The sequence below is a fragment of the Sphingobacteriales bacterium genome (genome assembly GCA_012517435.1).
GTDB lineage: Bacteria > Bacteroidota > Bacteroidia > CAILMK01 > JAAYUY01 > JAAYUY01.
Map to the genome: position 1 here is coordinate 1 of JAAYUY010000035.1, position 25012 is coordinate 25012.

Annotated in this window: 24 protein-coding genes and 1 tRNA gene; 14 read left to right on the forward strand and 11 right to left on the reverse strand. The window is 39.9% G+C overall.

The genetic code is table 11. The features are described from left to right. Positions 1-159 precede the first annotated feature (159 nt). From lipB to GX437_02125, 6 genes are all read left to right on the forward strand, one after another. Positions 160-879, forward strand: coding sequence for a lipoyl(octanoyl) transferase LipB (gene lipB / locus GX437_02100; protein NLJ06441.1), 720 nt, complete (start codon positions 160-162; stop codon positions 877-879). Positions 880-899: 20 nt separating this feature from the next. After that, positions 900-1454: a LemA family protein gene (locus GX437_02105; protein ID NLJ06442.1), complete on the forward strand. Its 555-nt coding sequence runs from the start codon at positions 900-902 to the stop codon at positions 1452-1454. Between the two features lie 9 nt (positions 1455-1463). Beyond that, positions 1464-1892 (forward strand): TPM domain-containing protein, encoded by a 429-nt coding sequence (locus GX437_02110; GenBank protein ID NLJ06443.1) that lies wholly within the window; start codon positions 1464-1466, stop codon positions 1890-1892. Positions 1893-1899: 7 nt separating this feature from the next. Further along, complete coding sequence (locus GX437_02115; GenBank protein NLJ06444.1) at positions 1900-2685, forward strand: TPM domain-containing protein; 786 nt, start codon at positions 1900-1902, stop codon at positions 2683-2685. A gap of 78 nt (positions 2686-2763) precedes the next feature. Then, positions 2764-3741: a polyprenyl synthetase family protein gene (locus GX437_02120; GenBank protein ID NLJ06445.1), complete on the forward strand. Its 978-nt coding sequence runs from the start codon at positions 2764-2766 to the stop codon at positions 3739-3741. Positions 3742-3865: 124 nt separating this feature from the next. Next, a complete protein-coding gene (locus GX437_02125; protein NLJ06446.1) occupies positions 3866-7693 on the forward strand; it encodes a gliding motility-associated C-terminal domain-containing protein in 3828 nt (1275 codons plus the stop codon). Positions 7694-7711: 18 nt separating this feature from the next. Here GX437_02125 and GX437_02130 read toward each other — a convergent pair whose 3' ends face one another. From GX437_02130 to GX437_02165, 8 genes are all read right to left on the reverse strand, one after another. Continuing rightward, positions 7712-8071, reverse strand: a complete 360-nt coding sequence (locus GX437_02130; protein NLJ06447.1) for a PUR family DNA/RNA-binding protein — start codon at positions 8069-8071, stop codon at positions 7712-7714. Positions 8072-8135: 64 nt separating this feature from the next. Further along, entirely contained in the window at positions 8136-10136 is a 2001-nt protein-coding gene (locus GX437_02135) for an HDIG domain-containing protein (GenBank protein NLJ06448.1), read from the reverse strand. Positions 10137-10183: 47 nt separating this feature from the next. Beyond that, positions 10184-11572 carry a dihydrolipoyl dehydrogenase gene (lpdA, locus tag GX437_02140; protein ID NLJ06449.1) on the reverse strand — a complete coding sequence of 463 codons (1389 nt, stop codon included), beginning with the start codon at positions 11570-11572 and terminating at the stop codon, positions 10184-10186. A 45-nt stretch (positions 11573-11617) separates the two neighbouring features. Then, positions 11618-12181: an aminoacyl-tRNA hydrolase gene (locus tag GX437_02145; GenBank protein NLJ06450.1), complete on the reverse strand. Its 564-nt coding sequence runs from the start codon at positions 12179-12181 to the stop codon at positions 11618-11620. A 22-nt stretch (positions 12182-12203) separates the two neighbouring features. Next, positions 12204-12767 carry a 50S ribosomal protein L25 gene (locus GX437_02150; protein ID NLJ06451.1) on the reverse strand — a complete coding sequence of 188 codons (564 nt, stop codon included), beginning with the start codon at positions 12765-12767 and terminating at the stop codon, positions 12204-12206. Between the two features lie 12 nt (positions 12768-12779). Continuing rightward, positions 12780-13751, reverse strand: coding sequence for a ribose-phosphate pyrophosphokinase (locus GX437_02155; GenBank protein NLJ06452.1), 972 nt, complete (start codon positions 13749-13751; stop codon positions 12780-12782). A gap of 97 nt (positions 13752-13848) precedes the next feature. Further along, positions 13849-13920: transfer RNA gene (locus GX437_02160), tRNA-Glu, on the reverse strand. Positions 13921-14035: 115 nt separating this feature from the next. Next, the gene (locus tag GX437_02165) at positions 14036-14188 is read right to left on the reverse strand and encodes a hypothetical protein (GenBank protein NLJ06453.1); all 153 of its coding nucleotides are present in this window, start codon (positions 14186-14188) and stop codon (positions 14036-14038) included. A 51-nt stretch (positions 14189-14239) separates the two neighbouring features. Between GX437_02165 and GX437_02170 the strand changes: the two genes are divergently transcribed. From GX437_02170 to lysA, 4 genes are read left to right on the forward strand one after another with little or no spacing between them, the layout of a single operon-like run. Then, complete coding sequence (locus GX437_02170; protein NLJ06454.1) at positions 14240-14836, forward strand: hypothetical protein; 597 nt, start codon at positions 14240-14242, stop codon at positions 14834-14836. After that, complete coding sequence (locus GX437_02175) at positions 14837-16036, forward strand: SGNH/GDSL hydrolase family protein (protein ID NLJ06455.1); 1200 nt, start codon at positions 14837-14839, stop codon at positions 16034-16036. 39 nt (positions 16037-16075) lie between these two features. Then, the gene (locus tag GX437_02180; protein ID NLJ06456.1) at positions 16076-17461 is read left to right on the forward strand and encodes an iron-sulfur cluster-binding protein; all 1386 of its coding nucleotides are present in this window, start codon (positions 16076-16078) and stop codon (positions 17459-17461) included. Positions 17462-17476: 15 nt separating this feature from the next. Next, on the forward strand, positions 17477-18709 hold the full coding sequence (gene lysA / locus GX437_02185; GenBank protein NLJ06457.1) for a diaminopimelate decarboxylase: 1233 nt from the start codon (positions 17477-17479) through the stop codon (positions 18707-18709). A 169-nt stretch (positions 18710-18878) separates the two neighbouring features. On the opposite strand, the gene GX437_02190 is transcribed toward lysA, so the two are convergent. Next, on the reverse strand, positions 18879-20012 hold the full coding sequence (locus GX437_02190) for a Crp/Fnr family transcriptional regulator (protein ID NLJ06458.1): 1134 nt from the start codon (positions 20010-20012) through the stop codon (positions 18879-18881). A gap of 210 nt (positions 20013-20222) precedes the next feature. Between GX437_02190 and gdhA the strand changes: the two genes are divergently transcribed. Both gdhA and GX437_02200 read left to right on the forward strand, forming a co-directional pair. Beyond that, positions 20223-21560, forward strand: coding sequence for an NADP-specific glutamate dehydrogenase (gene gdhA, locus GX437_02195; protein ID NLJ06459.1), 1338 nt, complete (start codon positions 20223-20225; stop codon positions 21558-21560). 210 nt (positions 21561-21770) lie between these two features. After that, positions 21771-22445 carry a DUF4476 domain-containing protein gene (locus tag GX437_02200; protein NLJ06460.1) on the forward strand — a complete coding sequence of 225 codons (675 nt, stop codon included), beginning with the start codon at positions 21771-21773 and terminating at the stop codon, positions 22443-22445. On the opposite strand, the gene rpiB is transcribed toward GX437_02200, so the two are convergent. After that, complete coding sequence (gene rpiB, locus GX437_02205) at positions 22442-22882, reverse strand: ribose 5-phosphate isomerase B (GenBank protein NLJ06461.1); 441 nt, start codon at positions 22880-22882, stop codon at positions 22442-22444. The genes GX437_02200 and rpiB overlap by 4 nt on opposite strands. 157 nt (positions 22883-23039) lie before the next feature. Here rpiB and GX437_02210 point away from each other — a divergent pair, with 157 nt between their 5' ends. Together GX437_02210 and coaD are read left to right on the forward strand one after the other, a co-directional pair. Next, positions 23040-24104: an Mrp/NBP35 family ATP-binding protein gene (locus tag GX437_02210; protein ID NLJ06462.1), complete on the forward strand. Its 1065-nt coding sequence runs from the start codon at positions 23040-23042 to the stop codon at positions 24102-24104. A gap of 5 nt (positions 24105-24109) precedes the next feature. Then, the gene (gene coaD, locus GX437_02215) at positions 24110-24574 is read left to right on the forward strand and encodes a pantetheine-phosphate adenylyltransferase (GenBank protein NLJ06463.1); all 465 of its coding nucleotides are present in this window, start codon (positions 24110-24112) and stop codon (positions 24572-24574) included. An 8-nt stretch (positions 24575-24582) separates the two neighbouring features. On the opposite strand, the gene GX437_02220 is transcribed toward coaD, so the two are convergent. Next, a partial coding sequence (locus tag GX437_02220; protein ID NLJ06464.1) for an aminotransferase class III-fold pyridoxal phosphate-dependent enzyme occupies positions 24583-25012 on the reverse strand: 430 nt, incomplete at its 5' end.

Genomic DNA, 25012 nt, shown 5'->3' on the forward strand with positions numbered 1-25012 from the left:
AGTACTGAAAATCATAAATCGTAAATCGGAACGTGGAACCCGGGGCCTATCCCGGTTATTTTAAATAAAATCATTTTGGTATAAAATTCCTGATTTTCCCCATATAGCTCTGAATATCATTTTTTAATGCATTCATCCTATTTTTGCCCAACTTAATTAATGATGAAAAAGGTAATATTTCACGATTTAGGGCGAATCAGCTACAGCCCTGCATTTGATATTCAGGAAAAGATTTTTCAATACAACATATCCGTAAAAACCGGGAAAAAGTCTGATTCAGTCATTCAAAACTGTTTCCTGATTTGTGAACACAATCATGTGATAACCCTTGGAAAGAGCGGAGATGCCGGCAACCTGTTGTTCGGCAGAGAACATCTTAAAAACCAGGGTGTTGAGTTTTTTCATACAACCAGAGGAGGCGATATAACTTATCATGGTCCAGGACAGATTGTCGGTTATCCTATCATAGATCTGGAAGCATTTCACCTGAGTGTCAGACAATATGCCGAGGCATTGGAAGAAATGATCATCCTCACGCTTGACCACTATCAGCTAAAAGGTGGCAGAATCAAAGGGATGACAGGGGTATGGCTCGACCACGACCATCCTGTAAAGGCAAGAAAAATTTGTGCTATGGGCATAAAAGTCAGCCGCTATATCACCATGCATGGCTTTGCTTTTAATGTGAATACCGACCTGAATTACTTTAATCTGATAATACCTTGCGGGATAACTGGCAAATCAGTTACCTCGCTTCAAAAGGAACTGCAAAGGGAAATAGACATGGAAGAAGCAAAAAGATATGTCAAACAGTCATTTGAAAAAGTTTTTGGCACAATGCTGGTTAATGATAATCCCATAAAAATGATAAACTTATGAAAACCAAATGGACTTTACTGATTATTGCCGGTGTTGTCATCTTATTTGCCATCATCTTTATCGGCTGGGCAAACAGCGTTTACAACAAAGCGATAGACCTTCAGGAACAGGTTGATGCCCGTTGGGGAGATGTGCAGACAAGTTATCAAAGGCGTGCCGATCTGGTGCCAAACCTTGTCGAAACGGTAAAAGGTGCTGCAGAAAACGAATTAAAAATATTGTCAACGGTAACCGAAGCCAGAGCAGGCATCAGCAGGGCAAAAACACCCGGAGAAGTCGAAATGTTCGGGAAACAGATAAATTCAGCCATAAATCTGGCCTTTGAAGCATATCCTCAGATACGTTCCACCGAAAATTTCAAGGAACTTCAGGCACAACTGGAAGGAACCGAAAACCGTATTTCCGTTGCCCGCATGAAATACAATGAAGCCGTTCAGCAATACAACCGTCATATCCGGGGAAAATTCAGGAAAATGGCATTAAACATTTTTGCCAGCGAGGACGACAATTTTGTCAGACGCGAAATGTTTGAAGCGGAAAAAGGTGCCGAAAAAGCTCCTGAAGTCAAATTTTAAAAAGATCAGATGATATTTTCAGAAAACGATATTGAAATCATCAAAAAAACCATTTCTGAAGCAGAAAAACAAACCTCAGGAGAAATCAGGGTGCATATTGAAAAGCGTTGCAGAGGAAATGTCATCGACCGGGCTGCCTTTGTATTTAAGATGCTGAAAATGGATCAGACAGCCGAAAGAAATGGTGTCTTATTCTACCTTGCATGGAAAGACAGGAAATTTGCCATTTTAGGCGATACAGGCATAAATGATCTGGTTCCTCCTGATTTCTGGGACAGAATCAAAGATGTCATGCAGGATCATTTTTCAAAAGGTATGTTTGTGGCAGGTTTATCAGAAGGAATTGAAATGGCTGGAGACGCGCTGAAAGAATTTTTCCCTCATCAGCAAAACGATGTGAACGAACTTTCAGATGATATTTCATTCGGGAAAATGTAAAACAATAATTATGAAGACTTTCCGCCTGCCACTGATACTAATGTTTTTACTTCCTCTTTTACTTTTTGCACAAATCCCCGATAAACCAAATCCCCCAAGACTTGTCAACGATTTCTCAGGCATACTGGCTGAAAATGAATCTGTTGCACTTGAAAAAAAACTGAGTGATTTTGCACTTCAAACATCCAATCAGATTGTGGTCGTCATAATAAATGACCTGCAGGGTTATGATCCCGCTGATTTTGCCTTCAGGCTTGGTGAAAAATGGGGAGTCGGGCAAAAAGACAAGGATAATGGAATTGTGGTGTTAATAAAACCAAAAACTGCTGTTGAAGGTGGAAAAATATTTATTGCCGTTGGATATGGGCTCGAGGGAATCATTCCGGATGCTGTTACCAAAAGGATTATTGAGCATGAATTTATCCCTTATTTCAGGGAAGGCAAAATGTATGAAGGAATTGACAAGGGGACATCTGTACTGATGAGCCTTGCACAAAAAGAATTTTCATCAAACGAATACCTTAAAAAAACTCAGCCGAAAGGTTCGGGAATATTTCTGCTTTTTGGCATCATTATCTTTTTTGTTATTCTCCGGTCATTTTTCAGTATCAGGAGATATTCATCTGTCAACGACATCCCTTTCTGGCTGGCTCTGATGATGATGAGCAATACAGGAAGAGGCACCTATCAGAATTACCGGTCGGGAGGAGGAGGCTTTTTGGGTGGAGGCGGAGGTTTTGGCGGTTTTGGAGGCGGATCCTTTGGCGGAGGAGGTGCCGGAGGCAGCTGGTAATTTCCATGAACTTTACCTGTTGTACTTTTGTTATTCTTTAAATACCTGTTTTAAGCCAGAATCAGAAAATTTTATCAGATGTATTCTTTCGATGAACTGAAAAGCATGGTTGACAGTCATGCTGAAAAACTGTTTAAATTTAACAAAGAACCTGAAGGACTTTATTCTCCGGTCAGCTATATTCTCTCTATCGGTGGCAAGCGTATCCGGCCCGTTTTGACGTTAATGAGTGTTGACCTTTTCGAAGGAAATGTGGAAAAAGCCATTATCCCTGCACTTGGCATTGAGATGTTTCATAATTTCACCCTCGTCCATGACGACATCATGGATAAAGCAGATGTCAGACGTGGAAAAATGACGGTTCATAAAAAATGGGATGAAAACAGGGCAATATTGTCGGGCGATGCCATGCTCCTGCTGGCCAACCAGATGATGCTTCATGTTGATGATGACGTTTTACGGGAAGTGATGGAGCTTTACAATGCTACCGGTCTGCTTGTGTGTGAAGGTCAGCAGTACGACATGAATTATGAAAATGAAGACCATATTTCTTCCGCAGATTATCTCAGAATGATAGAGCTGAAAACGGCTGTTTTGCTGGGCGGTTGTCTGAAACTCGGTGCCGTTTTGGCCAAAACCAGCCCGAAAAACAAGGAAATGATTGAGAAATTTGGCATTCTTCTGGGGCTTTCTTTCCAGATAGAAGACGATTACCTCGATACTTTCGGTGATTTCGATAAATTCGGTAAAAGTATCGGAGGAGATATTTTAATCAATAAAAAAACATTTCTGCTGGTGAAAGCACTTGAAACAGCAAGCGGGAAATCTGCAGAGCAACTGAATTTCTGGCTTAAAGCAAATGATTTCAAACCAGAAGAAAAAATAAAAGCGATCCGAAGCATTTTTCAGGAACTTGGAATTGACAAACTTGCACTCGACACAAGCAGAAATTACTTTACTGAGGCCATGAACACCCTCAGGAATATTGATGTAAATGACATAAGAAAAGAACCATTGAGTCGTTTTGCGCATTCTCTTATTGGAAGAAGCAGTTAAACCAAAGACTGGCATAATTTTTTTTCTGTTTTCGGTTCAACCATACAGCCATGCAATTTGTCTTTAAAGCTGTGAAATTGATTATCTTTGCATGAAATTAATTCATTATTTAAATACTGAATTGTTGAAGAAATTATTCCTTATATCAATTTTATTTATTCTGTTTCTATTAAAACCCTATTTTTCCTTCTCAACCCACCTGATGGGAGGAGATTTTTCCTATAAGTTTCTGTATTATTCGAACGGTTTTTATTACTATAAAATCAGAATTGACATGTACAGAGACTGCCAGAATTCCACCACTCCATTCGATTACAGCATTTATGTCGGGGTTTACAACAACGACCTGACACGTTCAAAATACAGGGATTTTACATTATACATGGGTACGGAAACCCAAATCAATCCTCCATCCGGTGGCAGTAAATGTTCATGGGCTCCGAATGTCTGCATCAAGCACACGTATTATGAGGAAACCATTGCCCTTCCGCCTTCCACAGTCGGATATCATCTGTATCATGTCAGATGTTGCCGCAACAATCTTGTCAATATTGTCTGGAATACCGGACAAACCTATTATGCCTTTATTCCGCCAACATCTTATGCCAACAATTCGGCCTATTTTCAAAGCATACCAACGCCATATATATGTGCACAGGACACAGTATATATTTCCTATTCTGCCCAGGACAATGATGGCGACAGCCTGGTATATGAACTTGCCCATCCTTTTGCAGGAGGCACAGACCAGGACCCTGCCCCGCTTCCACCAGCCAACCTGGGACTCCCGATTCAGAAAGCACCTTACAAAACAGGTTTTTCTGTTTATCAGCCTTTCGGCAACGGAGGCGTTTGCTCGATTGACCCCAGCTCCGGTTTGCTGAAAATTATGGTTCCGAATGCTGGTTTTTATGCGATTGCTGTCGATGTGAAAGAATACCGGAACGGTGTCCTCATTTCCACTGTCAGAAGAGACGTGGAGCTGATTGTGTTGTCGTGTCCGCCTAATTTCCTCCCCAAACTCATTGATCCTATTATCACTACATTTATTATCGAGGAAGGCAATACATTATCTTTTGACATTATTTATACTGATAAAGACTCTATGTTTCTGACCAAGGAAGGGGAGATTTTCGGCCCTTCTTCGTCCATACCTCCTCCCTATGCAACCCTGACGAATGTTTCCGGTAAAGATACCATCAAAAATAAATTCGAATGGAAAACTTCCTGTGAGCATGGCAGACAGACTCCTTATTTTTTCACCGTCAGAGTGACCGACAACGGATGTCCCCCGAAAACTACTGTTTCCATCTTCCAGATTATTGTTCAGCCCTTTAAAGGACCAGACAGCATTTCAGGTCCTGTCAGCGTATGTGAATATACCGACAGCGTGAAATACGATGCATTTGGCACTTCCAAAAATTCATTGATTGTCTGGAATGTTATTGGAGGAAATACGCAGTCACCTCAAGGGAAAACAGATGTTAAAATAGGCTGGGGAAAAGCCGGCACCGGAATTATTGAACTTTATGAAACCAGTAAAAACGGATGCGGTCCTGTCAAGAAAACCAAACAGGTTAAAATCAATCCTCTTCCGGTTGTAGATGCCGGAAAAGACCTGACCATTTGCTCGATGGACAGCGTTCAACTCGGGACTATTCCTGCCGATACGCTGGCAAAATATTTCTGGAATACCTCCAGATTTCTCAGCGACAGCACACTTCCCCAACCTGTCTTTTCAGCACGGAATATTTCCGGAAATCCTGTTTCTTACAAGTATTTTCTTTTTGCTGAAAATAAAAACAAATGCAGGAATTTTGACTCCGTTACCATAACCGTTAATCCAGAGCCTGATACCTCTTCCATTACAGGCGTTATTAACCCCTGTTTCATGGGAATATTTCATTATCAGACTAAAAACAATGCCGGCTCTGTTTATCACTGGACAGTATCAGGAGGTGAAATAGTCAAAGCAACAAACAGCTACGAAATTGACATCAAATGGACAGATACGCTCAAAGGGAAAGTTGGCGTTTATGAGATCAATAAATATGGATGCAGAAATGATACACAGTTCCTGCATGTCAATATTGTCAAGCCCGGAGGCAGGATTTACGGTCCGCCAGTGGTTTGCCCGAATACGGTTAATATTGATTACTGGGTAAAAGAGCGTCCGGGTTCGAAGTATTACTGGTTTGTTGAAAATGGAACACGTGCTGATGGTATCCACAATAAATCAGCCATAAAAGTAAACTGGCCTGATTCAGGGCTTGCCATGATAAAAGTGGTGGAAGTAACCAAAGAAGGTTGTGTATCCGATACCACCTATTTTCCTGTCATTATCAGCTACCATCTGAAAACCTCACCGATTGAGGGCGATACCTTTGTTTGTGAATTTGAACTAAAACCCTATCAGGTCATCAATTCCAATGGTTCTACCTACCAGTGGAGCGTCAGCGGTGGAAATTTACTGGCAGGGAACGGAAAAAACAAAATAGACGTCATGTGGGGTACACAGGGAAAAGGGCTGATGAAAGTGCTCGAAACCAGCTACGATTCCGTAAATGACAAAATATGCATCGGAGACACTGTTTATCAGCAGGTTATCATTAACCCGATTCCACATACCTCCCCCGTTTCAGGCGATACAAGTGTCTGCGAATATGATACCAGCACCTATTCTGTTTCAGGGTTTACAGGATCAGTGTTTTTATGGGAAATAAGCGATACGGCTATTGCCTTCAACGGACAGAAAAACAATCAGATTAGTGTATTCTGGGGCAAAGAAGGAACTTACAGAATAAGGGTAACTGAGCTTACCAAAGACAGTTGTACCAGTTCACCGGTTGATCTCTGGGTAAATGTACATCCCAATCCCCGTACAAGCCCGATTTCAGGAGCCGATAAAATCTGCTATCCCGACAATAACAATATTCCTTATCAGGTAACAGGGTTTACAAATTCTACCTATCAATGGACCGTAAACGGAGGGACTCCGGCTCTTCCGTCCAGCTCAGACCACATACAGATCAACTGGTCGGGCGTTGACTTCGGGCAGTTAACAGTAGTCGAAACTACCCAATTCGGGTGTACCGGTTTGCCTGTTACCAAAAAAATTGCAGTTGATTCGCTGGCGCCTTTTGTCGAACTGGTTACAACCATGCCCGACAATGATCAGATAATTGGAATTTACTGGTCGTTGGCAAACCCTGTTCATCTGAATAAAAAAGCATATCTCTATAAAAATGATGAACTGACACGTTCGTGGGAATTGCTCGACAGCTTCAATAAAAATATACTGAGTACCATCGACCTGAATGTAAAAACATCAGAAAAACTCTATAATTACAGGATTCAGGTGGAAAATCAATGCCATCAGATGCTATACAGTCAGTTGCACCGTAACATTCTGCTGACCGGAGAAAAAATCACTGAATTCGATGTCAGGCTAAAATGGAGCTCATATGTCAACTGGCCTGAAGGTGTTGACAATTATGCAATATACAGAAAATCAGATAAAAGCGGAAAATTCAGTTTCGTTCAGAATGTTTCACCAAATGATTCTGTTGTTGAAATTGATGCAGCCCTTGCAGGAATTAATCAATGTTACAGAGTAGTTGCTGTCAGAAACAATAAACCTGATATTCAGTCATGGTCGAATGAAATATGCTTTGTTTTTGATCCAGTTGTTTACATCCCGAATGCTTTCACTCCCAACGGAGACGGGCTGAACGACCTCTTTGAGGTTAAAGCCGCCAATATTCATACCTATAAACTCGAAATATATAATCGCTGGGGTGAATTGATATTCACATCTGATTCACCAAATGTTCATTGGGATGGAAAATATAATGGGAAAGATTGCCCCGTGGACGTTTATGTTGTAATAATTCATTATCAGGGAAACTCAACTCCTAAAACCTACACAGGTACCGTCACATTAGTCAGGTAAGTCATTCAGGAAAGGGAATTAATCCTCATCCGAATGATTAAAATCGTCATCCAATTCTATGTTAAAATCATCTTTCAGCTCTTCTCCCTGCTCTTTGTTGTATTGATCAAAAGGGAAGTCGGGTAAAAGTTCTTTTTTCACATAGTCAATGGTTTCACCTAAAGCAGTGAGGAATTTATTAAAATCCTCCTTGTAAATAAAAATCTTGTGTTTGATGTAGTTATCCTGATTTCTGAAGTCTTTTTTGCTTTCAGTAATCGTCAGATAATAATCATTGTTTTTTGTGGGCTTTACATCAAAAAAATAAGTTCTTTTTTTCCCTGCCCTGATACGTTTTGAATAAACTTCGTCTTGCCTTTTTTTAAAATTTTCCTCCATCTCTCCACAATTTTAAGGTCTTATTGAACGCGTAAATTTCATTCTTTTTTAATGACAGCAAAAATTAATTTTCAGACGGGTACTGTATCCGTTGATGATAAATACTCCTCAGGCTGTTTTTAATAATGTCCTTTGCGATTTTTATTTCTTTCAAGGTTATATTGGCATTCTGAAACTGATTGTCTTTCATTTTGTTTTCGACAAGCATATCCACCAGCTGATCGATGGCTTCTGGCGTTTGTTCCTTCAGGCTGCGGGTTGCTGCTTCAATTGAATCGGCTATCATGACCACTGCCATCTCTTTTGAAGTAGGTTTTGGCCCCGGATAACGGAACTGATCTTCGCATCCTGTATCTTCCGGATTTTTTTTCAGATAGGTCCGGTAAAAATACTCCACACGGGTAGTACCGTGATGCGTTTTGATAAAATGAATAACCTCTTTTGGAAGATTATGTTCCTTCGCAATTTTTACACCTTCCGTTACGTGCCGGATGATAATGGAAGCACATTCCTTTTCGCTCTGAATTTTCTCAAATGGATTTACATCCTTCTGGTTTTCAATAAAATACATCGGAGCATATAGTTTTCCTATATCATGATAAAGGCATCCGACTTTTGCCAGCAAGGAGTTTCCTCCTATTTTCGACAATACAGCTTCAGTAAGGGTTGCCAACTGAAGACTATGCTGAAAAGTACCGGGGGCACGTGTAGCAAGCTCTTTTAAAAGTTTTTTATTTATGTCCGACAATTCGATTAAGGTCAGGTCAGATACTTTTCCAAAGAGTTTTTCAAAGGCATAAATAAGGGGATAGGCCAGAAGAGTGAGGATAAAATTCCCGCCAAACCACAGCAACTGTCTCCAGTTAATCTCAGAAAAGTCGCTGACATTCAATAATTTAATCCCAAAAAATGTAATGATATAAATTCCTGTCAATAATAAAACGGCAATAAAAAATTGGGAAATATACCTGACTCTTGAAATTAAAATAACCACCGATAAACCGGCAATCACCTGAAGTAGCAGAAACTCATGTGCATCAGGGATAAACAGGCTGACAGTGGCAATGACAATGATATGACTGAAGAAAGCAATACGGGCTTCAAAAAATGAGATAATAATCAGGGGAACAATGCAAAATGGAACCAGATAAATATTCAGACCTGTATTTTTAACCAGATAGGCACTTACCAGAATAAATATAACTACCAAACTGAATATCAGTAATAAATCTTTATTAGTCTGGTAAATCTGCTTATAAAACTGAAAAATATAAACGACAAAAACGATAAAAAGCAATAGAATAATGAGGAGATAACCAATATGATTCAGGTAATAATTGATACCTCCGGTTTCCGTACCGGTATAGCTCTGTTTCAGGGATAACAGAATCTGATACTTTTCTTTTGTAACGACACTCCCGTTTTCAATAATCTTATCCCCCTCGTTCACCATTCCGGAATAAGGCAGTATCTCTGCAAACTTCGACTCAAGCAACTGATCTGTCAGGTTCTTATCATATTGCAGATTAGCTTTAATATTTTTCAGCAGGCGGTCGAGTGCCTTGATATGAACTTCCAGACTATCGTTAAGGTAATAATATTTAATTTGTTCTTTCACCTGATTGAGGGAATAAAGTTCTTCCATGGAGGTTTCCATCATGGAATTGTCTGGCATGATGACAGAAACAATTCCACTTTTAAACTGAAAATCAATATCCAAAGGATTATATACACCCACAGTGTACATCCTTTCCAATTCATTTTCAAGACTTTTCAGACCTTCCTGATTTTCGTCATTACGTGAAGAAAACAAATTATCATTTTTATACACCTCTGTGAGGACTTCAGGAAAAATGTCATTGTTAAACTTTAAAACAGGCTTGAAATTTCTGATTATCTCATCCTTTTCCTTTTTTAATTCTTCCTCAGTTTTCAAAATCGGGAAGGAAAAAGGAGCATATAAGTCGCTTTTATGCCATATTTCATTGACATTGACATTAAATTCATAGTGCTTTTTTTTAGGTACAGCATAGAAGATGAGTGCTATAACACTAAAAAAAATCAAGTATTTAACTGCAGAATTTAATTTATCAATCAACATGAAAATCAGCGTTATAGATGAATCACCTCCCCATAGGCAGCAGCGGCAGCTTCCATGATGGCTTCCGACATGGTCGGATGAGGATGAACGGTTTTTATCAGTTCATGACCTGTCGTTTCAAGTTTACGTGCAGCTACCAGTTCGGCAATCATTTCGGTTACACCTGCTCCGATTAAATGAGCACCCAAAAGTTCGCCATACTTTGCATCAAAAATTAGTTTCACAAAACCGTCATTGTTGCCTGCTGCTGATGCTTTGCCCGAAGCTGAATAAGGAAATTTCCCCACTTTTATTTCATATCCGGCTTCTTTTGCCGCTTTTTCGGTATATCCGACCGAGGCTATTTCCGGACTGGTATAGGTACAGGCAGGTATGTTTTTGTAATCAAGTGGTTCCGGATTTAAACCACAGATTTTTTCTACGCAAATGATTCCTTCTGCTGAGGCTACGTGGGCAAGGGCTGGCCCTTTTACTATATCACCAATGGCGTAAACTCCTTCCATATTGGTTTTGTAATAATCATCCACTAATACTTTGCCTTTCTCTGTTTTGACTCCTGTTTCTTCAAGTCCGATGTTTTCAATGTTGGTAGCCACACCCACTGCCGATAAAACTATTTCACAATCAACATTTTCTTCACCTTTTGGGGTTTTAATGGTTACCTTACATTTTTCACCGGATGTGTCAACAGATTCAACGGAAGAATTGGTCAACACCTGAATTCCGATTTTTTTAAAGTTTCTGGCCAATTGTTTCGAAACTTCTTCGTCTTCATTTGTAACAATTTCCGGAAAAATCTCGACCAGTGTAACCTTTGTCCCCATGGTAGCATAAAAATAGGCGAATTCGGAACCAATGGCACCGGAGCCGATGACCACCATGCTTTCGGGTAATTTTGGCAAAACCAGTGCTTCACGGTAACCAATAATTTTTTTCCCGTCAATTTTAATATGCGGCAGTTCCCTTGAACGTGCCCCTGTAGCCAGAATGATGTGATCGGCTTCGTAAACTGACCGGCTGCCATCTGCGGCTGTTACTTCAATTTTTTTCCCGGGCATCAGCCTGGCAAATCCTTTCAGAAGTTCAATTTTATTTTTCTTGAAAAGGTATTGAACACCATTCGACATTTTATCCGCAACAGCCCGTGACCGTTTGACGACTGCTTCAAAATCTACCTGAGGCTCAGCCACCTGAATACCATAATCCTTTGCATGTTTCAGATATTCAAATACCTGTGCCGATTTCAGGAGGGCTTTTGTCGGGATACATCCCCAGTTCAGGCATATTCCACCAATGGATTCTTTTTCAACTACCGCAACTTTTTTCCCAAGTTGTGAAGCTCTGATAGCAGCAACATATCCGCCAGGTCCGCTTCCGATAACTATAATATCGTATTTCATAATTATTTCTTTTGAGAGATTGATTTATTGCAAAATACATGCATTTTAGTTTCTGTTATATTTGGTCATAGCCATTTCTGCCCCTTCAAGTGCCCAACAGATAACAGCCTCATGAGCGAGAGGAATTTTTTCACCGATAATCTTTTTTTCTTCGGGAGTCCATTCTCCAAGAACATAATCAACCTGTTGTCCGGGAAAATAGTTGTTCCCGATTCCAAACCTCAAACGGGCAAAATCGGTTGTTCCAAGGTAATCAATGATGCTGTTTAACCCATTGTGACCTCCGTCTCCCCCTTTGGTCTTCAGCCTGATTTTTCCTGTTGGCAAGGCCACATCATCAACAATAACCAGCAGATTTTCAACAGTTAACTCCAGTTTGCCAAGCCAATACCTGACAGCTTTCCCGCTGTTGTTCATATAGGTAACAGGCTTGATAAATATAATTTCCTTGTTTTTAATCCTGAAAGAGGTAAAATCGGCATACCTGCCCGAAGAAAATGAAAGATTGTATTGATCTCTGAAAAAATCAACCACCAGAAAGCCGGCATTGTGCCGGGTATTTTGATACGTATCTCCGATATTACCTAAGCCAGCTACGAGGAGTTTCAAAGGCTTTAGTTAAGGGTTCAGACTATGATGTTTTTTCAACCGTAGCTCTTGTACGCGTAACACTTGCCAGTGGCGTTTCAGGTTTTTCAAGAATTTCGATGTCAGGATAGCTCAGGTCTTTGATTTTCAGCGTTTGGCCAACATTCAGCTGTGAAATATTCACTTCCAGAATGTCGGGGAGCTTGGAAATTTTTCCTTTGATATGGATTTTTCTTTTCTTCTTAATTAATTTTCCACCCTGTTTCGTACCTTCCGGTGTCCCGATAAAATGAAGCGGATAATTCATTTTTACTACTTTTTCTCCATCAACTTCCATCAGATCGATGTGTGCAGGGTCGTCATTAAGCGGATGATACTGAACATCTTTTACAATTGCCTGTATATTTTTTCCTTCTATATTGCAGTTGACCAGATAGATATCATCTGTATACAGAAGCCTCTTTAAATCATTGATAAAAAAATAGACATTGATATTTTCTTCTCCTCCATAAATTACTCCGGGAACAAAACCCTGATTTTTCAAAGCATTTAATGCTCCTTTGGTCGATTTTTCTCTGATTTTCCCGAACAACTCAAATTGTTTCATACGCTTTTATATTTAAAATTTTATTTGTTTCTGATAAGAAACAGGCATTTCGAACAATGAGCTGATTGACTCATGCTCGTAAACCTGATGAATGGCTTTTGCAAACAAAGCGGCTGTTGACAAAACGGTTATCTTTTCTCCCGGATTTTTAATGGGAATGGTATCACAGACCACTACTTCATTCAGTACCGATTTATTCAGTTTTTCGGCAGCATTATCTGAAAACACAGGATGAGTAGCAAAAGCCCTGATGCTTTTTGCTCCGTCATTCATCATCACTTCGGCTGCTTTCATCAGGGTATTACCCGTATCAATCATGTCATCAATGATGATGACATTTTTCCCTTTCACACTGCCAATAATCCGTATTTCATCTACTTCATTGGCTTTTTTGCGGTGTTTATCGCAGATCACAATGTCGGAATTAAGCAAGGATGCAAATTCCCGTGCTCTTTTGGTTCCTCCGATGTCAGGAGAAGCAATTATCAGATCATCCAGCTCCAAAGATCTGATGTAGGGAATAAAAATAACGGAAGAATCGAGATGAACGACAGGAATAGGGAAAAAGCCCTGAATCTGTGCCGCATGTAAATCCATGGTCATCACCCATTCGGCTCCGGCTGTAAAAATCAGGTCGGCTATCAGTTTTGCCCCTATCGAAACCCTTGGTTTGTCTTTCCTGTCCTGGCGGGCATAACCATAATAAGGGATGACCACATTAATGTAGTGAGCCGATGCCCTTTTGGCCGCATCAATCATCAGCAGCAATTCAAGAATATGCTCTGCAGGGGCATAGGTTGACTGAATGATAAAAACATCGCAGCCACGGATACTTTCATCGAAACTGGGCTGTATTTCACCGTCCTTGAACTTCAGGATACTCATTTCGCCCAATTTGATACCAAAGTTAGCTGCAATCTTATTCCCCAGCTCCTTTGATGCTTCTCCGGCAAAAATTTTTATCGGATTAAATTTGGCAGGCATCTTTTTACTTTAATTCTTCCTCTGATTCAATTTTAAATCCGCTGCAAAAATAAGTTTTTATTCAAAAAGAAAAACCTCTGATATGATCAGAGGTTTGCAGCCCGTAGGGGAATCGAACCCCTGTTACCAGGATGAAAACCTGACGTCCTAACCCCTAGACGAACGGGCCAAAGCGGGTGCAAAGGTACGACTTGTTTTTATTTCAGCAAACTTTTTGCAAGAAATTAATTAATTTTATAACCTACTGATTATCATTTCAATAAAAATATAACGCAAAATTCCGACTACTCACCCTTTTCTATCTCTGCTGATTTTTTTCTCCTTAGCGCATCTCTTTCTGCTCCTTTCCTGATTTTGATGATCAACCAGACAATGACTGCGGCTATGTGGCCGAATATCAGAATTGCGGCTATGGTGACAATCGTTTTTATTCCCATAATCCGGCAAAATTACTACCTTAGCTCCCTTTTGTAAAATCACTTTATCTCATGTTGCGTCTGTTTTTATTGCTGACATTCTTTTTTTCAGGCTTTTCGATGCAAACTATTAAAAGCACCCAATATCAGATTATTTTTCTTGGTGATATGTCAATCGGGCTGGCAAACTGGAGTGAATTGCTTGGACGCGAAGATGTGTATTATTTTTCCAACGCTGGAAGCCTGACGGGAAATATGCGGAAATATGCTGCAAGTGTTGCTTCCATGAAACCAAAAATATGCTTCATCATGGGCGGAATAAACGATTTTTTCGAAGGAGTTCCGGTTCAGCAGGTTTATCAGAACATTGCAGGTACCGTTGCTGAACTTCAGGTTAACAGTATTATTCCTGTCGTCCACACGGCTCTTTTTGTGAATGACAAATACTGGAAGGCTTATCAGCTTAATCCGAAAATTAAAGACCTGAACACCTTATTAATCAGATATTGTAAAAATTCAGATATCGAACTGATTGATCTGAATTCTGTACTGGCTCCGGGGAATCAGCTCTCTGAGCAGTATTCTTCTGACGGACTCCGCCTCAATTCTACTGCATACAACCTTTGGGCTGAAAAAATAAAGCTTGTTTTAAAAAAATATGGCATCTGAATGAATAAAAAAATCATCAGAAATATCTTGCTGTTACTGGCAGCCCTGCTGACTTTCTTTTTGGCTTTTCAGCTCGATAAATTTTTAAAAAACCTGAAGCAAACTGAAAAAATCATCAAAAAAACCGAACAGGAAATGAAATGGATACCAGCCGGTCATCCTTATTTTCAATATACCGGACGCTTTAATTTTCTTGGCGATGAAAAAGTGTTTTTTGCCCAGTCAGGTTGTTCGGTAACTATAAGATTTACAGGAACTAAAATTCATTTTTTTCTGAAAAATTATTCTGCTCCCGACAGATTCTATCATTCAAATTATTTTTCAGTCTTTATCGACAGTCTTCAGCCCATATTATTGCATGCCGTAAATGATTCATCTGTATATAAAATTGAAAATCTTGAGGAAGGCGAACATCAGCTCATATTGTATAAAAGAACGGAAGCTGCCTGCGGGTTGATGGAGCTGAAAGGAGTTTTTATTGAAGACAACGGGGAAATTCTTCCCCCTCCTCCCCGGCCAAAACTCAGGATCGAATTTATAGGCAACTCCATTACCGCAGGATATGGAAATGAAGACACCCTCAACGGCAGACGATTCAATCCGCTGACAGAAAATCACTATCTTGCCTATCCATCCATTTGTGCCAGATTGCTGAAGGCCGAGCATCACAGTATTTGCTACTCAGGAAAGGGTATCTACCGCAATTACGATAAAAGTCTGACTGAAACATTACCTACACTTTACACAAGGATTTACCCACAGAAAAAAAATCACTGGAATTTTTCATTATGGCAGCCCCACATCATCGTTGTCAATGCCGGAACAAATGATTTCGGGCAAGGCATACCGCCTGTTGATTCTTTTGTTGCTGCATATACTTCTTTTTTAATCAAGATACGGAAACTTAATCCTGAAAGCATTCTTATTCTGGTAGATGGTCCTTTATTGAAAAACGGCTTAAAAACAGATGAAGAAACAGGTATGCCCATAAATACCTATTCCATTTACATGAGGTGTCTGAATATGGTGGTGAACAATTTTAAAAGAGCAGGCTATTCCAATATTTACCAGTTTTCATTCACACCGGTCGGAAAAAATGGGTACGGCACCAACTGGCATCCCAGTGTAAAGCAACACCAGATCAATGCTGAAGAGTTGTCAACATACATCCGCCAGAGTTTTCCATGGCTTTTCAAATAAAAAATTTTCTGTTAAGGAGCAAAATCAGACCTTTGCGGTATGAAAAACAGCAAGACTTTTTTAAAAGAAGCAGAAATAAAAGCCTTTGATTCCGAACACAGGAAAAGGATAAACCATAATATTTCCAAATACAATGAAAAAGTTCCTGTCGGGAGACTTCAGTTTAAAGATTATGAAAAAGCAAGAGAACAGGCCGCAGCCATTAAACGCAAAGTAGTCAATAATCTTGAAAGATATTTACTCGATTTTGAAAAAGCTATTAAAAAAAGAGGTACTGAGGTTTTATGGGCTGAAGATGAGAAAGAAGCTATTGATTTGATTATCAATATTCTTAAAGTGAATGATTGTCGTTCGGTAGTCAAATCCAAAAGCATGATTTCAGAAGAAATTCATCTGAATGAAGCTCTTGAAAAATACGGCATAGAACCTATTGAAACCGACCTTGGCGAATTTATTGTCCAGCTAAATCATGAGCCACCCTATCATATTGTTACGCCTGCCATGCACAAGTCGAAAGAAGATGTGGCCAGACTGTTTCATGAAAAACTGGGGACACCGGAAGACTACACCCCCGAACAACTGACACTTGAAGCCAGAAAAGTGTTAAGAAACAAATTTATCAATGCAGATGCAGGAATAACAGGAGCCAACTTCCTCATTGCAGATGCCGGTGCAGTGTTAGTTACTGAAAATGAAGGTAATGCCAGAATGAGTACCGCATTACCCAAAATCCACATTGTTCTGGCAGGAATTGAGCGTTTACTTCCATCTATCAACGACCTGTCACTTTTTCTGCCACTTCTGGCAACGGCAGGAACCGGTCAGTACATCACTTCCTATAATACCTTGTTTTTTGGCCCACGACAGCCTAACGAACCCGATGGGCCCGAAAAAATGTTCGTCATCCTGCTCGATAACGGCAGAACCAATCTTCTGGCTAATCCGGATTTAAAAATAGCACTTGCCTGTATTCGTTGCGGAGCTTGTCTTAATGCCTGTCCGGTTTACAAAAATATTGGCGGTCATACCTATAAATCAGCCTATAACGGACCTATAGGTTCAGTTATTACACCCTATCTGAAAGGTTTTGAAGATTATATTCACCTGAGCTACGCCACTTCTCTCTGTGGTAACTGTACAGCCGTTTGTCCGGTAAAAATCCCCATTCATGAATTATTGTTGAAAAACAAGCAGCTTTATAACGAACAATACAATCCCAATAAATTAGAAAAACGGATTTTCAGGCTTTCATCAGCCATTTTGGGTTCAAGAAAAATAATGAACATGGGCAATCAGAGTCTGAAAAATCTATTTTTCAGAATAGCCCTCAAAAACACCTGGAATAAAAGAAAAGCCCCCCTGAAATTTGCCAGAAAAACCTTCAACCAGCAATGGAAAAACAACCATCATTCCAGTGAAAAGTAATAAACTCCTTTTGATATGAAACTCATTGATAACCAGTATTCTATTCAGGGAATTCCTGTAACCGGACTCTGCGGAAAATACGATACCCCGCTTTACGTATATGATGCCAATAAAATTCTGCATCAATATCATACGTTAAAAAATGCCTTCAAAATATCAGCACTTAAGATAAATTATGCCTGTAAAGCAAATACCAACCTCAACATTCTCCGGTTGCTGGCACGTGAAGGAGCCGGACTCGACACTGTTTCTATTCAGGAAGTGCAACTCGGCCTCAAAGCAGGATTCAAAGCAGACGACATCTTATTTACCCCTAACAGTGTTTCACTCGGTGAAATCAATGAGGCTTGCCGGCTTGGCGTTAAAATTAATATTGACAACATCTCTATTCTCGAACAATTCGGACATCAGCACAATGGCGAAATTCCTGTTTGTATCCGGATAAATCCGCATATATTGGCTGGCGGTAATACCAAAATTTCGACAGGACATATCGATTCCAAATTCGGTATTTCCATTCATCAGTTCCGGCATATCGAAAGAGTGATTAAAGCCAACCATATGCACATTGAAGGCCTCCACATGCATACAGGCTCCGACATTCTCGATGTGGATGTGTTTATCCGTGCAGCTGAAATCCTGTTTGAAATGGCCTTCAGCTTCCCTGAACTCAAATATATTGATCTGGGAAGTGGCTTTAAAGTCCCATATAAACCCGGAGATATATCCACCAATGTCGTTGACCTGGGAAAAAAACTTGACAAAAGATTCGACCGCTTTTGCAGGGAATATGGCCGTAAATTAACCTTAATATTCGAACCGGGGAAATATCTGGTGAGTGAAGCAGGTTATTTCTTTGCAAAGGTAAATGTGGTAAAACAGACAACTGCCACCGTTTTTGCCGGACTTGATACCGGATTTAACCATCTGATACGCCCTATGTTTTATGATGCCTACCACCATATTGTCAATGTTTCAAAACCTGCTAGTCATCCGCGTATTTATACTGTTGTCGGATATATCTGCGAAACCGACACATTTGGCTGGGACAGAAAAATTCAGGAAATTTCCGAAGGCGATATTCTTTGCTTTTATAATGCCGGTGCCTATTGTTATTCAATGGCCTCCAATTATAACAGCCGCCCTAAACCTGCTGAAGTAATAATATACAACGGGAAAGATTATCTGGCTTCCAGACGGGAGGAACTGGATGATTTATTAAAAAATTATGTTGAAATTGAGCTTTAACATCCTGAAGCATTAATACCTGTTTTCAATGTTACCATAAGATCGTCCCTACGGGACTTGACCGGGTGTTGATTTTTTGTTTTATGAGACAAATTTCAAATCCGGAAACGGCATCAGCTCCCCTCTCTTTTTGAAAGAGAGGGGTTGGGGGTGAGTTTTAATTAACTCCTCATCCTGCAATACTCAATTTTTTTAGTAAAGCTAAGTTGCTGATTTCTATTCCTTTATTGACAATTTTAATAATTTTATCTCTGTTTAGTTCCGATAAAATTCTGACTGCACTTTCAGTACTCATTCCTGCCAGTTCGGCTATATCTTTTCTGCTGATAATATTTTCGATCAGCTGACCATTAAAAATTTTTTCAGAGAGATAAAGAAGTATATCTGCAATACGTCCCAAAGCCTGTTTATTGGCCAGACAACTCATTCTGTTCAGGTGTCCTTCCGTCATACGGCAATACCATTTCATGATTTCGGAAGCAAATGCGGCATTTTCTGCAATGATTTGCTTAAATCTTTCTTTTTCTACATGAAATATGGTGCAGGGGGTAATGGCACTACCTGAAAAAAGATAGGTGTTTTGATTAAACAACGATGAAAGTCCGATAAAATCAATGGGTTTGACTATACTGAAGTTGAAACCTCTGTCCTGGTTCCCTTCCAGATAGTTTTTCGACAATCCGTCTGCCAGAATCATGATGTAGCTGGTAATAGCTCCCTGCTTGCATATAATTTCTCCTTTCCGGAAGTTGATCTGCACCTTTGTAAACTCATTAACCTGTTCATCATTCAGGTTTAAGGAGTGCAACCATAGCCTTGTTTTTTCTGTTATATCATTCTCCCTGTTATGGGCTACTTGCAATTCCTTCTCTTTGTTTTCAATACTTTCCCTTAGGAAACGGTAGTCTAAATAATCACTGACCTTACGGGCAATGATTTGTAAAAGCCTCATTTCTTCCTGAAGAAAAACACCTTTTTCAAGACGCAATGGTCTGATATAACAAACAGTAATTAAGCCTTCAGGTTGACCATTCACCCTAATTTCTGCAGACTGTTTCAGATCGGTAATTTTAAAATCAGGCAAGGCATAAACTTCTTCCCTGAAGACAATCTGGCAACGGCAAATATCATTGTATCTGTAGCTTTCAGCAATTACAAGGCATAACTCATTAAACAACTGGTCAAATGGAATATTGAACTGACTTAGCAATTCATCTGTTTTATACAAACAGTTAAGCTCCTTGTTCCTCTCATTCAGGTTGTCAATAACAGACTGAATATCAGATTTCAAAGAATCAGGCATAAGCTTTTTTAACACCAATAATTTCAGATTTCAAAAGTAAGCCATTTCTTAAAAATCACAAACCTCCACCTTAATTATCATGAACCCGTTTGACAATTATCAAGTCGTTTCATGTATTTATCGGTATCTGAAAATTCACTGAAAAGAAAAGAGTGGGGATACTTTTGTCTCGAAAAAAACATTTTGTATAAACCATAAAACAAAAATAAAATGAACGTAGAAAAAATCATGTTGGATCTCTCGAAAAAACATCCGGGAGAAGTTGAATACCTTCAGGCAGTTCGTGAAGTGCTTGAAAGTATTGAAGATGTTTACAATGAAAATCCACATTTTGAAACAGCCGGGATCATTGAAAGGCTTGTGGAACCAGACCGTATTTTCATTTTCAAAGTGCCCTGGATGGGAGACGATGGAAAAATCAATGTCAATATTGGTTATCGCGTCCAGTTCAACAATGCTATTGGCCCCTATAAAGGAGGTCTTCGTTTTCACCCCAGTGTCAATCTTTCCATCCTCAAATTTCTTGGATTTGAACAGATTTTCAAAAACAGCCTGACCACCTTAGCCATGGGTGGTGCCAAAGGAGGTTCAGATTTTAACCCCAAAGGCAAGTCAGATGCTGAAATCATGCGTTTTTGTCAGAGTTTTATGTTGGAACTCTGGAGAAATATCGGTCCGGAAACAGATGTTCCTGCAGGAGATATCGGTGTTGGAGGAAAAGAAATCGGTTATCTTTTTGGGATGTATAAAAAATTAGCCCGCGAACATAGTGGTGTATTAACCGGAAAAGGCATCAACTGGGGTGGCTCTTTAATTCGCCCTGAAGCAACCGGTTTTGGCTGTGTTTACTTTGCAGAGGAAATGTTGAAAACCCGCGGTCTCGATTTCAAAGGAAAAACAGTTGCCATTTCAGGCTTCGGAAATGTAGCCTGGGGTGCTGCATTAAAAGTAACCGAACTGGGTGGAAAAGTGGTAACTATTTCAGGACCTGATGGTTATATTTATGATCCGGATGGCATCAGTGGTGAAAAAATTGATTACATGCTTGAACTTCGTGCTTCCAATGAAGACATCGTAAAACCTTACTCTTATGAATTCCCGGGCTCCCAGTTCCATGAAGGAAAACGCCCATGGGAAGTAAAGGTTGATGTAGCTCTGCCATGTGCTACCCAGAACGAACTCAACAAGGAAGATGCTATGAATCTGGTCAACAACGGTTGCATTTGCGTTTGCGAAGGTGCCAACATGCCGTGTACCCCGGAAGCCATTGAAATTTTCCAGGAAAATAAAATTCTTTTTGCTCCCGGAAAAGCTGCCAATGCCGGTGGCGTAGCAACCTCTGGCCTCGAAATGAGTCAGAACTCTATGAAACTCAGTTGGGGAAAAGAAGAAGTTGACCGCAGGCTTCATGAAATCATGAAAAACATTCATCAGTCTTGTGTCGATCATGGGAAAGAAGATGACGGCTACATCAACTATGTGAAAGGTGCCAACATTGCCGGCTTCCTCAAAGTAGCCAACGCCATGCTTGATCAGGGACTTGTTTAATTGAGGACATGTATAAGCTGTCGACAGGACAGGTTCGAAATAATTCCAAATACTAAAATTCATTCATTTTCTTACTTAAAAGCCATTACCTGAGGGTGATGGCTTTTTGCTTTTTAGTAATGCTTATCCACTTAGTGTTTGTGCATGAAATAATATGCTGCTGGCATTGTAATGGTTTTTTAATAGGTAAAAATTATAGCAGGAGGTCTTATGAAAAAGTTCATGCTTCTTTCGGCTGTCATTCTGAATACCTTTTCGGCTCAGCCTTCTCAACTGACTGTCCGTATGTTTAACTATGCCGGCATAGTGGTTTCCCTTGACCGAAACAATTTTTCTGAAATTACCAGTCAGCATACTTTCCGTAATGTTTATCCCGGCTATCACCTGCTCGAAGTCAAAATGGTCAGTCCCGAGGGCTGGCATCATCACCAGAAAATATATTCAGATTATATTTTTATCCCGGCCAATACCAATGTTTACGCTGTAATTGACCCCCATTTCAACCTTCATATCAGTCAACAAAAAATGAAGCCTCACTATCCACCACCACATCGGTTTGAAGAAAATAAACACTCTTACGATAACCATCATGAATTTAACCACATGAATGACAAAAGTTTTATGCTGCTTTATGATCAGATCAGAAATGAATCATTTGATGCCAACAAAATAAAAATTATTCGCCATGCATTGAAATACAATTACTTTTCTTCCATGCAGATTTATCAGATGCTGACATTGTTCACCTTTGATTCATACAGGCTTGAAGCTGCCAAAGCATCCTGGCATTCAGTCAGTGATCCGGAAAACTTTTATATCGTTTATCAGGTCTTCACATTCAGAAGCAATGCAGAAGAATTGGAGGAATATATCCTGAGAAATTAACGCACCGGGATTTTTTCAATCCGTCTGCTGTGACGTTCATTTTCAAAGTCAGTATTGAGAAATGTCCTGACAATTTCCTTAGCTTCATTAAAATTCAGAAAGCGTGCAGGAAGTGCTAATACGTTTGCATCATTGTGTTGTCGGGCAAGAGCACTTATTTCCTTGTTCCAGCACAAAGCAGCACGAACATTTCCGTATTTATTGGCTGTCATAGCCGCACCATTACCGGAACCGCATATCACAATCGCCATATCAGCTTCATTTTCGGAAACACTTTTTGCAGCAGGATGTATAAAATCAGGATAATCAACAGATTCATTCGAGAATGTACCATAATCCCTGATTTCATATCCCATGTCCTGCAGCCAGTTTTTTAAAAACTCTTTCAATTCATATCCTGCATGGTCGCAGCCAAGAACAATAAAACGTTTGTCCATCTTATTTTTACCGTTTCAAAGGTTTTGCTCAAAGTGTGCGAAATTATTCTGAAATTTGTAACTGAAAAATTTTGTTGATAAATTAAGCTGTTGATATTTTTCATGAATTTATTGAGCATTATTCTTTAACGAACCAAATTAACATTTGACAATCTATATGAAAGAGAAGATTTTACAAGCACTTAGCCATGTTATCGACCCTGACCTCAACGATAACCTTGTCAAGCTGAATATGATTGAAAACCTGAGAGTTGAAGGAAAGGATGTTTTTTTTACAATAGTGTTGACAACTCCGGCATGCCCGCTAAAAAATACCTTTATTGAGCAATGCACGAGGGAAATACATAACCATGTTGACAAGGATTTAAAAATTCACATCGATTTTGATTCAAAGGTAGCACATGCCAAAAGGCAAAACGCTGATAAACTCACCAATGTTAAAAACATGATAGCTGTTGCCAGTGGCAAAGGAGGAGTCGGAAAGTCAACGGTAGCAGTTAATCTGGCTATCATGCTGGGTGAACTGGGCGCAAAAGTCGGCCTGCTTGACGCTGACATGAACGGACCTTCTGTCCCTGTCATGCTTGGTATTGAAAATGAGCAACCTGAAGTTAAAGTGGTTAACGGACAGACTTTTATGCTGCCTGTTGAAAAATACGGAATAAAGGTCATGTCGATTGGTATGCTCATTCCACAGGACAAGCCTCTGGTATGGAGAGGGCCAATGCTCAGCAACGGACTGAGTCAGATGATCCTCGAAACGTTATGGGAAGATATCGATTACCTGATCGTTGACCTTCCTCCGGGAACAGGAGATATACATATTACCCTGTGTCAGCAAATGCCATTGACAGGAGCTGTCATTGTTACCACCCCCCAGCGTGTTTCACTGACCGATACCATAAAAACAGTAGAAATGTTCAGGCTCGACAAAATGGATATTCCGGTATTGGGAATTATCGAAAACATGTCTTACTTTACCCCTGCCGAGTTGCCTCAAAACAAATATTTTATCTTCGGCAAAGGAGGAGGGGAAATTCTGGCAAAACAATATAAAGTACCACTTCTGGCTCAATTACCACTTGTTGCCGGTGTAACACAGGAATCAGACACAGGTGTTCCCGCTATCATGAGCAAACAGGCTGACATCATCAGGCCGGAATTTGAAAAACTTGCCCGTAAACTGGCTCAAAACATTGCTATCAGAACAGCTTTAAAATAAACAGCATGAGTAAAAAAGCACTCTTCCCGGGTTCATTTGATCCGATAACTCTGGGACATTTTGATATTATCATCAGGGCTTCTGCACTGTTTGACAAGCTGATTGTCGGGATTGGCAGTAACTCGACCAAGCCCCGATTTTTCAGCCTCGAAAAAAGCCTCGATATGATTAAAGCTGTTTTTGAAGATTACGAAAATATTGAAGTAATCAGCTACGACAATCTGACCGTTGAGCTTTGCCAGAACATGAATATCAGTTACATCGTCAGAGGGATCAGAAACATCAGCGATTTTGAATTTGAACGTTCACTGGCATCCATGAACAGGGGTTTAAATCCGGCTATTGAAACCATTTTCTTTGATTCAAAGCCTGAATATCTTCCCATCAGCTCAACCATTGTAAGAGAAATTTACCGAAACGGTGGAGATGTATCAGCTTTTCTGCCTCAGAAAGCCCTGAGTTTTATCTGATATATTCTTTAACGGGCATTTTTCAGTACCTGATTGATTTTCTGACAGGCCAGTTTAATTTCTTCAGTGCTGATGGTCAAAGGTGGTATTATGGCAAAGGCTTCTGAACTGAATAAAAACGTATTGCTTACAATACCTTCTGCCAGCAATAATCTGACGAGTTTCTTCGTATCCGTATTTTTATCCGGATAGACGCCAAGTAACAAACCCTCACCTGATATTTTAACGATATGCTGATCATCAAGGTATTCGATAAAAAGTTTATGTTTTTCTGCCACCTGATCAACAAGATGATCACTGATTAATGTGTCGATAACAGCAGAAGCCACCGCACAGGCAAGGGGATTTCCTCCGAAAGTAGTGGCATGACCGATTAAGGGATGTCCGTTATCGAGGGCATTCATGATTTTTTCCGAAGAAATAAAAACACCTGTCGGA

Bases quoted from the DNA above. Each gene is read 5' to 3' on its own strand.
- lipB (NLJ06441.1), top strand. From the start codon at position 160: ATGATGAAAAAGGTAATATTTCACGATTTAGGGCGAATCAGCTACAGC.
- GX437_02110 (NLJ06443.1), top strand. From the start codon at position 1,464: ATGATATTTTCAGAAAACGATATTGAAATCATCAAAAAAACCATTTCT.
- GX437_02120 (NLJ06445.1), top strand. From the start codon at position 2,764: ATGTATTCTTTCGATGAACTGAAAAGCATGGTTGACAGTCATGCTGAA.
- GX437_02130 (NLJ06447.1), bottom strand. From the start codon at position 8,071: ATGGAGGAAAATTTTAAAAAAAGGCAAGACGAAGTTTATTCAAAACGT.
- lpdA (NLJ06449.1), bottom strand. From the start codon at position 11,572: ATGAAATACGATATTATAGTTATCGGAAGCGGACCTGGCGGATATGTT.
- GX437_02150 (NLJ06451.1), bottom strand. From the start codon at position 12,767: ATGAAACAATTTGAGTTGTTCGGGAAAATCAGAGAAAAATCGACCAAA.
- GX437_02155 (NLJ06452.1), bottom strand. From the start codon at position 13,751: ATGCCTGCCAAATTTAATCCGATAAAAATTTTTGCCGGAGAAGCATCA.
- GX437_02165 (NLJ06453.1), bottom strand. From the start codon at position 14,188: ATGGGAATAAAAACGATTGTCACCATAGCCGCAATTCTGATATTCGGC.
- GX437_02170 (NLJ06454.1), top strand. From the start codon at position 14,240: ATGTTGCGTCTGTTTTTATTGCTGACATTCTTTTTTTCAGGCTTTTCG.
- GX437_02175 (NLJ06455.1), top strand. From the start codon at position 14,837: ATGAATAAAAAAATCATCAGAAATATCTTGCTGTTACTGGCAGCCCTG.
- GX437_02180 (NLJ06456.1), top strand. From the start codon at position 16,076: ATGAAAAACAGCAAGACTTTTTTAAAAGAAGCAGAAATAAAAGCCTTT.
- lysA (NLJ06457.1), top strand. From the start codon at position 17,477: ATGAAACTCATTGATAACCAGTATTCTATTCAGGGAATTCCTGTAACC.
- GX437_02190 (NLJ06458.1), bottom strand. From the start codon at position 20,012: ATGCCTGATTCTTTGAAATCTGATATTCAGTCTGTTATTGACAACCTG.
- gdhA (NLJ06459.1), top strand. From the start codon at position 20,223: ATGAACGTAGAAAAAATCATGTTGGATCTCTCGAAAAAACATCCGGGA.
- GX437_02200 (NLJ06460.1), top strand. From the start codon at position 21,771: ATGAAAAAGTTCATGCTTCTTTCGGCTGTCATTCTGAATACCTTTTCG.
- rpiB (NLJ06461.1), bottom strand. From the start codon at position 22,882: ATGGACAAACGTTTTATTGTTCTTGGCTGCGACCATGCAGGATATGAA.
- GX437_02210 (NLJ06462.1), top strand. From the start codon at position 23,040: ATGAAAGAGAAGATTTTACAAGCACTTAGCCATGTTATCGACCCTGAC.
- coaD (NLJ06463.1), top strand. From the start codon at position 24,110: ATGAGTAAAAAAGCACTCTTCCCGGGTTCATTTGATCCGATAACTCTG.